The sequence below is a fragment of the Hyphomicrobium sp. GJ21 genome (assembly GCF_001006785.1).
Taxonomy (GTDB): domain Bacteria; phylum Pseudomonadota; class Alphaproteobacteria; order Rhizobiales; family Hyphomicrobiaceae; genus Hyphomicrobium_B.
Window position 1 is genome coordinate 1927062 of record NZ_CDHO01000003.1, and the last position, 8375, is coordinate 1935436.

Here is an 8375-nt window from a genome sequence, read left to right on the forward strand (position 1 = left end):
GTTGCAGGCGCGAGCGCAGCCGCAATGTTTGCCAGAGCGGCAAGTTCGGAATCTATCGATGTCATTCTATCGAACCTGCCGCTGAGAGAAACTGCCGCCTATTCTCGGATATACGAGGCCGCAGGCCGCCCGAAGCGAGAAGTTCAGGAAATGAGCAGGTCGGAAGTCTGGACGATTCCCGGCGAGAAATGGGACGCGATCCTATCTCTCGCGCGAGATGCCGGAACAAAGATCAGCAAGCTCGATTCCAATTGGAATCACGCTCTTGTGCCTATGCAAAACTCCGGTGCGATGACCGCGTCGCAAAGCGCCCTGCTGCACGCGGCCATGGCCTCGAAGGCCGTTACCGGCGCGATCGTCATGGCACGTCCTCCGGCTGGGCTCGCAGAGAACATGTTGACGAAGAGCGAACTCGTCATTCCGATCGCCGCGGGAATATCGGTCACTGCGAGACGAATGAGCCTGCACAAAATCGAAGCTGGCTATGCCTGGCATGGCGTCGTGTCCGAAACCGGGGAGCCAGTCACGTTGCTTTGGTGGGCGTCCGGACGCATGGCAGGATCAATTACGTATCGCGGGCATGTCTATTCCGTACACGAACTCGGTGGAGGCACGGAAGCCGTCGTCGAGATGAATCCTGCACAAATGCCTCAAGAGCACGCCGCGATGCCGCGGGGCATGATGGAGAAGATGCATCTTAAGCAGGATCCGCTCGTCACGAAGGGCGATCCGAGCGATCTCGCAGGGCATGGGAATGTAGTTCGTTACAATTCCAGGAATCCTGAGCGCGCAACCACAAAGGACGTCCACGATGCATCGCCTGCGGCTGATGCCGCCATCGCACCGGGACCGCTGGACATCACGCGGAAACAAGCATTGCCGCAAGTATCGGCTTCAAAGGCAGTCATCCGTTTGATCGTCGCTTACACGAAAGCTGCCGCCTCTCACTACGATGACATAAAAACTGATTTGATTCCGCTGGCGATCGAGGACGCGAACGAATCCTTTCGCATGAGCGGAATCACCAACGTCGAACTGGAACTGGCTTACGCCTACGAAACGGATTACATCGAGACTGGCTCGCATTTCGAACACGTTTTTCGCTTCGCCGGCAAGAACGACGGTTACATGGATGAAGTTCACGGATTGCGTGACAAGTATAGGGCCGATGTCGGCATTCTCATTGTAGATGATGCGAATGGTTGCGGATTATCGGCCGGTGTTCATGTGGCCGCCGAGCGGGCATTTGCGGTCGTGCACCATGAATGTGCAGAAAACATGTACTCGCTGGCTCACGAAATCGGTCACATCATCGGTGCGCGCCATGACGAAGCCCTCGACGACAGCAAGAAGCCATTTTCATACGGACACGGGTATGTCTCCGGCAAGAGCTGGCGCACGATGATGGCTTATAAGGACAGCTGTGACGGTTGCCCGCGCGTGCCCGTCTGGTCGAGTCCGAATATCCTGATCCGAGGTGTTTCGGCAGGAGACGCTGAAAGCGATAATGCCCGCGTCATCGTTGAGAATGCAGCACGCGTTGCTGGTTTTAGATAGCTATTGGGGATGCGAGCCGTGATGATCCGGAGGGAAATTCAAATGTCGGGTCAACCAGGCCGCGGCAGCGAGTGATACCCCGATACCTGCTACACACGCACCCCATCCGAAGTTATCGAAGATCTGGCCAAGGACGGCGGTGCCGATCAGGCCGCCCGCGAAATAGCTTGCGAGATAAATGCCGCTCGCGGAGGCGCGATTGTGTTTCGCCGCACGGCTTACGAAACCCGTTGCGAGAGCCTGTGCGAGAAACGTCCCAACTGCGACCAAAACCATTCCAATAAGTATGACCGGAAGCCGAGGAACGATCAGGAGCGGCAAGCCGACCGCAGCGATCGCCAACGCAGCCCATAGTGAAATCTTGTGGCCTGCCGTTTTCGCGATGGCTCCAGCGAGCGGCGTGGTCACAATCGACGGCAGGAAGACGAAGTAAATGAAGCCGAGTGTCATCATACCGACGCCCAAAGGCGGAGCGACGAGTACGAAATTGACGTAGGTGAACGTTCCGATGAACGCGAACAGGATGCAAAAGCCGATCGCGAAGCCGGCGCGCATCTCTGTCGCCTGCACGTGAGCCCACCATTTCTGCGAACAGGCGGCATCTGAGTTGCAGGCTGTCTCGCTCACGGGCGTTTGCCGTATGGTTCCATAGACGAGTACGGCTCCCAGCAAATTCAATCCTGCAAAGAAGATGAAGTTGGCGGCGAGCCCGGCATGATCGGTGACAGCGCTTGCAACAAGCCGCCCGATCAGGTTGCTCGCAACGTTGCCGGTGATATAGGCCGCAAACGCTCCGGCCGATTGCTCGGCCGTAAAGTGTTCGCCAAGATAGGCGAGCGTCAGCCCAAATGCGGAAGCCATGCACAGGCCCTGCAAAATGCGCAGTCCCGCGAACACACCTATGGTCGGAGCGAACGCAAGCATGAATGTCGGGACGGATAGCGCGATCAGGCTTGCCAGAATTCCGGTGCGGCGTTCGATGCGATCACTCAACAAGGCGATCGAAAAGCCACCGATCGCCATTCCGAGCGTACACGCATTTACCGCCAGTCCCATCGCTGCGGCGCTGACGCGGTAATGCGCAGCGAGGGCGGGAAGCAGCGCTTGTGTCGCGAAAAGATCAACGACCGTCAGGAACGCCGTGACGGCGATAATGAGCAATTTGAACGAGGATACCGTCGTGCCATCTGATTTTTCTGGCACGTCGAATTCGTTGGTTCGTGCGGATGAGAGCATGGCCTTCTAGCCTCCGAAGCACCGATCACTGCCGCGCCATCCGGCCGGCAGTGATCAGCCACATCTCAGGGTTACATGTTGTGATCCTTGGGATCGGCGGCGATGTCCGCCGAGATCAAGACCGTCGGCTTGTCGGAATTGTTCTTCCACCAATGAGAGAGATGGCTCTCGACCGAGAGATCACCGGCTTCGTGATCGATGGGGACGGAGCAGGTGCTGGCATACTCGGTGATCTTTCCCGAGACGACATAGATGAGCGCCGGCCGGTCGTCGTGGCTGTGCCAAGCCACTTCGCCGCCCGGAGCGACCTCAAGTCGCCGCATGCGGAAGTGATGGCCTGCGACGGCCACTTTTTCGTTTGTGAGATCGAGTTCGCCGAGCAGCTTCTCTGTCACCGCTTTATGCGCTGTGGCGCCGGGCTTTTGCCCATTGGATGTGACGACTTTATTTGCCGGGCATTCGCCCGCGCTCGCCGCATTGGCAACGACCAAGAATGCGCCCGTCAATGCACCAGCGAGCGTTAACGCAATCCACGATTTGCTGAGGGAGGGTGTCATGTTGTGTCTCCGAATTAGGATTTACTCGTGAAGCGCCGCAGCGCGTTCCGAAGACACAATGGCGAGGGCCGGCTTTGATTTTAAATATCGATTTGTTTGCTGTTCGATAGCGCAAAGCTATTGCATCGCGCGGCAATAAAAAAGCGAGCCGCTTGAGGCTCGCTGAGATCGTCTCGGTTTGCCCGCTGCTATTGGGCGGTCCAGCCACCTTCAACCGGAATGGCCGTGCCGGTGATGGATTTGGCGCCATTGCTGCAAAGAAAGGCGGTCACTTCTCCGATCTCTTCCGTCGTGACGAAAGTTTTCGTCGGCTGCGCATGCAGCAGGACGTCGCGAACGACCTGTTCTTCTGTAAGCCCGCGCGCGCGAGCGGTTTCCGGAATCTGCTTCTCGACCAGAGGGGTCAGAACGTAACCCGGACAGATAGCATTTGCAGTGATCCCGTGCTCCGCGAGTTCGAGTGCCGCTGTTTTCGTAAGTCCTAGCAGGCCGTGCTTCGCGGCGACGTAAGCGCACTTGAACGGGGAAGCGACGAGAGCATGAGCTGACGCAACATTCACGATGCGGCCCCAACGCCTCTTCTTCATCTCCGGCACGACAGCGCGAATAGTGTGAAATGCTGCCGAAAGGTCGATAGAAATGATCGAATTCCATTTGAAAACGGGAAAGGTTTCAATCGCTTCCACGTGTTGAATTCCCGCATTGTTGACCAGAATATCGATCTGACCGAACGCTGTTCGGGCATCCTCGATCATTTGAGCGATTGCCTGCTCGCTCGACATATCGGCGCCCGAGAAGGCGGTGGCGATGCGACTGACTTTCTCGAGTTCTGTCCGAACATCGTCAATACCGGAAGGCGAGCCGAACCCGTTGAACATGATGTTCACGCCGCGCGCTGCAAGTGCGCGGGCGATGCCGAGTCCAATCCCGCTGGTCGAACCCGTGACGATAGCGGATTTTCCCTTGAGTTCGTGGCCAAGGCTGGTCAAACCTGTCATGACATTTACGTTCATCGTGACACTCCGAAAGCGAGCTAAGGAGGATCCGGCAAGCAAGGGGGGAGGGCCTGCCGGATCCTTGGGCAGACGAGGAGGCGTGGCGTCTGCAGATTTCGCGTTGGCATCAGCCGAAGAGATTGGCTAATTCCTATTCGCGACTTCATTCGCGTGAAAACTATCCGCGAGAGCGCTGGATCAGAAATATCGTTTGAGCTAAGTTTCAATACCTTTTGGCTATCGGGCGAATTCTCCTGCGGTCGTATCATCCGGATTTGATGTTCGGGCCAATCAGATGGAAATGCATCAAGTTCGATACTTCCTTGCCGTTGCGCGGGAGCTGAATTTCACTCGTGCGGCCGAAAGCTGTAACGTGGCGCAGCCATCGCTGACGCGCGCAATCAAACAACTTGAAGATGAACTGGGAGGCGAGCTGTTCCGCCGCGAGCGAAGCCTCTCGCACCTGACGGAGCTCGGCCAGCGTATGCTGCCGATGCTGCAGCAGTGCTACGACAGTGCCATTAACGCAAAATCGCTGGCGCACTCCATCAAGAGCGGTGCAGTCGCGCCGCTGACTATCGCGCTTTCGGTGACGGTGAACATCATGCTCCTGATCCCATTTCTATCGGAGTTGATGCGCGTATTACCCGGACTTGAACTGCGTTTTTTCCGCGGGACCAACAATGAGATCGCCGATCTCCTCAAAAAGGGTGACGCTGAAGTCGGGGTTGGTGGTCCACTCGAAGGAGCTTGGGACCGTCTAGATTCGTGGGAACTGTTTAAGGAGCCGTACAGGCTTGTGGTCGGAAACAAGCATCGTCTCGCATCGCTAGGCGATCCAATAGCGCCTTCGGAGCTGTCTAAGGAGCGATTTCTCTGCCGAACAAACTGCGAAAATTCCAAGGATATACTCGGTTTCCTCGATGCTCATGGTGGCCAGCCAAAGGCGAAGCATGACGTCGCGACGGAACCGGATCTGGCGGCACTGCTAGAGAGCAATTTCGGAATCGGCATAGCGCCGAGAAGCTCCGTACTCAGTGCAAATTCCCGACAGCTGCGGATAGATGGATTGGAAATCGACAGAACCGTTTACGCCTATGCCGTCGCCGGAAGACAACGGTCGATGGCTGCGAGTACATTGATAAAGATGCTTCGTGCCGCCGACTGGCGCGTTGTGGAGGAGCAACTTGTCGGCGTCGATAAAGGTTCTGATGTCTCCGTCAGTTCGCAAGTCGCTTAAGCGTGGTGAGGATCTCAGCCGTATCCATCCGCTTGCGGTAATCAGGATCGATGAACCGCGCCTTCACCAGTCCATCCTGTCCCACGATAAACGTGGCGGGGATCGGAAGCGTCCAATGAGTGTTACCCTGAAAGGTCGAGAAGTCCCATCCCGCAGCCGTCATAGCGCGCCGCTTTTCGTCACTTACTAGGAACGCTAGGTTGAGCGTCAACGCGTACCCGTTGTCCATATCCGAGAGAATAGGGAAGGTATCTCTTCCTCCTGCGGTCAATTCAGCGTTGAAATGCTCGCTTTCCGGGGTGATCGCAACGAGCTCTGAGCCGAGTGACTTCACCTCGCTGTAGATCGCTGCGAGGGCCTGCGCATTGATCCGGCAATATGGACACCAGTGCCCGCGATGAAAGGCGATGACCAAGGGGCCATTTGCAATCAAGTCATCGAGGGTTTGAAGCCGGCCTTTTTGATCCGGCATCATGAAGCTCGGCAGCGGCTCACCCGGCTTCGGAGCGTTTTCGCCAACTCCCGTCGCCTTTAAATGTTCGATCATTCGATCGACGACGTCTGCGAAATCCGGGCTAAGCTTACGGACGTCATTGGCGAAGGCTTCGAGCCTTGCCGTCAACGGGGCTTGCATATTCTGGCAACGGACCGTGCAATCCTGTAGGGCTTCCGAAAGCGTCTTCTCGGCCATTCTGGAGGCTCCGGGCTCGAGGAGGATTAAGGTCCAATCCTTGTCCGCTCCGCGAATGTAGTTCGGATTGATCGGAGTCTCAACGGCGGGAAGACGAACTCTTGATTGCCGCCAGGATCTCGTCAATTTCCATGCGCCTACGAAAGTCGGGGTCGACGAAGCGAGCCAGAATTCGCGTATCGTTGGCAATCACAAACGTCGCCGGCACAGGCAGGAACCATCCGTCGTTGCCGTGAAACGCGTCAAGGTGATAGCCGCGCCCCTTCATCAGGGTCTTAAGGTTCTCGCCTACCCAGGCCACAAGCCCGAGCGATAGTGCGTAGCCACTATCGATGTCAGTCAGGATGCGGATCGTATCCTGCGTTGCACGTCGCAGATCGTCCGTGAATTGCTGCCGGTCGGGGATGATTGACACAACCTCGGCGCCGGCTTGCGCGATCTCGTCATGGTGCTCTGCAATCGTCTTGAGCGTGATCCGGCAGAAGGGACACCAATGACCCCGGTTGAAACTCAAAACGATGGGACCTTTGGACGTCAGTTCTTCCAGACTGACGAGCGCTCCCGATCTGTCGGGCAGAAGGAATGGGGGCATTTCATCCCCGAGAGCGGGCGCTGCGCTGCCGACCTCACCAGAATATAGTCTCGCGACGAGGTCGTCATAGGCGTCAGCGAAAGGGAAGTTCAGTTCGCGAAGCTTGCTTGCATACGCGGCCAGCCTGGTATTCAGAGGCGCATCCATCGCGCAGACGTCCGCGAAAGCTTCTGCAAGGGTCTCTATGCGCGTCAAAGGCTAATTCCTCTATTCCTTTTTGACCGGGGAAGTCCGGCTCCGCTCGACCGCCTCCCGGATCTATACTGCGCCAGCGACGTGTCACGCGCCAATGCTCCCTGAGCGCTGTTTCCATAGGGAGCGGCTATTTCCATCCACAGGCTAAAAGCGTCGGTCGCTAACCAACCGGATAAAGATAGCCGCCGAAACAGCCGTCGGATCAGCCGTATCCGGACAGGAAGTCGGAAGAGTTTCTGTTCGCCGGCCGAGGCAACGCAAACTGCCGACTAACCACTCGCCAGTATGCCGGCTTTTACTGGAGTGGGGGCGGGTGTTGGGCTCGATCCCGTCAAGTTCGCCACGCACTCACTGCGGCGAACCAAGGCCGTGCTGATCTATCGCTGAACAGGCAACCTTCGCGCGGTCAGAGAATAAGCGCTGCTAGATCCAGCATAGAAATGAAGGAGGTGGACGAGGCACAAAAAGGACTAAAAAAATTTCGCTGAAAACCGAATGCGGACGGGGATAGGTTCGAACAAAATGTGACGAACTTCCCGGACACAAACGGTTGGAAAGAGCGCTTCGTCGAAGCGAAGCTTGAACTAGGCCGTCAATAAAACGACGGACCTAGCGATGATGGCTAAATTATGGTGGTGCCCAGAAGAGGACTCGAACCTCCACGCCTTGTGAGCGCTGCTACCTGAAAGCAGTGCGTCTACCAATTCCGCCATCTGGGCCTGGGGTGTCACGTAAATTGTGTGAACGCGGAAGTCAATTGCGCCGGGCGGTCGCTCCGCAGCGCGACGCAAATTCTCAGCCGGAAGTTGATCCGTCGGCTTCACAGCGCCGCTTCGGCCCGGTAGACCGTCCAGAGACGCGCTCTGCGGCGAAATCGAGGTGAGACATGGCGGCAACCGGCAAACTTGCGACGGTCTTCGGAGGATCCGGGTTCGTCGGACGTCAGATCGTCTGGAGCCTGGCGCACCGCGACTATCGCGTCCGCGCCGCCGTCCGCAGGCCAGATCTCGCGGGCTATCTGCAACCCATGGGCGTCGTGGGACAGGTTTTCGGCGTGCAGGCCAATCTTAGGTTTGCGGATTCTGTCGTGCGCGCCGTCGAAGGCGCCGAAACCGTCGTCAATTCCGTCGGCATCCTGGCGCCGACAGGAGCCCAGACGTTCCAGGACGTTCACGTCGAAGGCGCCCGCCGCATCGCCAAGGCGGCGCGGGAAGCGGGCGTTCAGCGGCTCCGCCATATCTCGGCGATAGGCGCGAACAAGAACTCGAATTCGAAATACGCGGTGAGCAAGGCCGAGGGCGAAGCGGCCGTG

General features: G+C 57.4%; 8 protein-coding genes and 1 tRNA gene. 3 read left to right on the plus strand and 6 right to left on the minus strand.

The genetic code is table 11. The annotated features are described in order from the left end of the window. The first annotated feature begins 150 nt into the window (after nucleotides 1-150). Complete coding sequence (locus HYPGJ_RS18500) at nucleotides 151-1557, plus strand: M12 family metallo-peptidase (protein WP_159108313.1); 1407 nt, start codon at nucleotides 151-153, stop codon at nucleotides 1555-1557. Here HYPGJ_RS18500 and HYPGJ_RS17545 read toward each other — a convergent pair whose 3' ends face one another. The 3 genes from HYPGJ_RS17545 to HYPGJ_RS17555 all read right to left on the minus strand — a co-directional run bounded on the left by HYPGJ_RS17545 (nucleotide 1558) and on the right by HYPGJ_RS17555 (nucleotide 4363). Next, nucleotides 1558-2793: an MFS transporter gene (locus HYPGJ_RS17545; protein WP_052750948.1), complete on the minus strand. Its 1236-nt coding sequence runs from the start codon at nucleotides 2791-2793 to the stop codon at nucleotides 1558-1560. It abuts the gene before it with no gap. Between the two features lie 71 nt (nucleotides 2794-2864). Then, a complete protein-coding gene (locus tag HYPGJ_RS17550; protein ID WP_052750949.1) occupies nucleotides 2865-3350 on the minus strand; it encodes a cupin domain-containing protein in 486 nt (161 codons plus the stop codon). Between the two features lie 188 nt (nucleotides 3351-3538). After that, nucleotides 3539-4363, minus strand: a complete 825-nt coding sequence (locus tag HYPGJ_RS17555) for a 3-hydroxybutyrate dehydrogenase (protein WP_244466238.1) — start codon at nucleotides 4361-4363, stop codon at nucleotides 3539-3541. A 277-nt stretch (nucleotides 4364-4640) separates the two neighbouring features. Here HYPGJ_RS17555 and HYPGJ_RS17560 point away from each other — a divergent pair, with 277 nt between their 5' ends. Then, complete coding sequence (locus HYPGJ_RS17560) at nucleotides 4641-5585, plus strand: LysR family transcriptional regulator (protein WP_070104075.1); 945 nt, start codon at nucleotides 4641-4643, stop codon at nucleotides 5583-5585. Here HYPGJ_RS17560 and HYPGJ_RS17565 read toward each other — a convergent pair. From HYPGJ_RS17565 to HYPGJ_RS17575, 3 genes are all read right to left on the minus strand, one after another. After that, on the minus strand, nucleotides 5566-6276 hold the full coding sequence (locus tag HYPGJ_RS17565; RefSeq protein ID WP_046848230.1) for a peroxiredoxin-like family protein: 711 nt from the start codon (nucleotides 6274-6276) through the stop codon (nucleotides 5566-5568). The genes HYPGJ_RS17560 and HYPGJ_RS17565 overlap by 20 nt on opposite strands. Nucleotides 6277-6355: 79 nt before the next feature. Beyond that, nucleotides 6356-7015, minus strand: a complete 660-nt coding sequence (locus tag HYPGJ_RS17570) for a peroxiredoxin-like family protein (RefSeq protein ID WP_052750950.1) — start codon at nucleotides 7013-7015, stop codon at nucleotides 6356-6358. A 681-nt stretch (nucleotides 7016-7696) separates the two neighbouring features. Then, a tRNA-Leu gene (locus tag HYPGJ_RS17575) sits at nucleotides 7697-7782 on the minus strand. 167 nt (nucleotides 7783-7949) lie between these two features. Here HYPGJ_RS17575 and HYPGJ_RS17580 point away from each other — a divergent pair. Next, on the plus strand, nucleotides 7950-8375 hold a 426-nt coding region (locus HYPGJ_RS17580; protein WP_046848232.1), incomplete at its 3' end, for an NAD(P)H-binding protein.

What these genes read in the sequence shown, in the direction of transcription:
- HYPGJ_RS17560 (WP_070104075.1), top strand. Translation starts at nt 4,641, where the DNA reads ATGGAAATGCATCAAGTTCGATACTTCCTTGCCGTTGCGCGGGAGCTG.
- HYPGJ_RS17565 (WP_046848230.1), bottom strand. Translation starts at nt 6,276, where the DNA reads ATGGCCGAGAAGACGCTTTCGGAAGCCCTACAGGATTGCACGGTCCGT.
- HYPGJ_RS17550 (WP_052750949.1), bottom strand. Translation starts at nt 3,350, where the DNA reads ATGACACCCTCCCTCAGCAAATCGTGGATTGCGTTAACGCTCGCTGGT.
- HYPGJ_RS17570 (WP_052750950.1), bottom strand. Translation starts at nt 7,015, where the DNA reads ATGGATGCGCCTCTGAATACCAGGCTGGCCGCGTATGCAAGCAAGCTT.
- HYPGJ_RS17545 (WP_052750948.1), bottom strand. Translation starts at nt 2,793, where the DNA reads ATGCTCTCATCCGCACGAACCAACGAATTCGACGTGCCAGAAAAATCA.
- HYPGJ_RS17555 (WP_244466238.1), bottom strand. Translation starts at nt 4,363, where the DNA reads ATGAACGTAAATGTCATGACAGGTTTGACCAGCCTTGGCCACGAACTC.
- HYPGJ_RS18500 (WP_159108313.1), top strand. Translation starts at nt 151, where the DNA reads ATGAGCAGGTCGGAAGTCTGGACGATTCCCGGCGAGAAATGGGACGCG.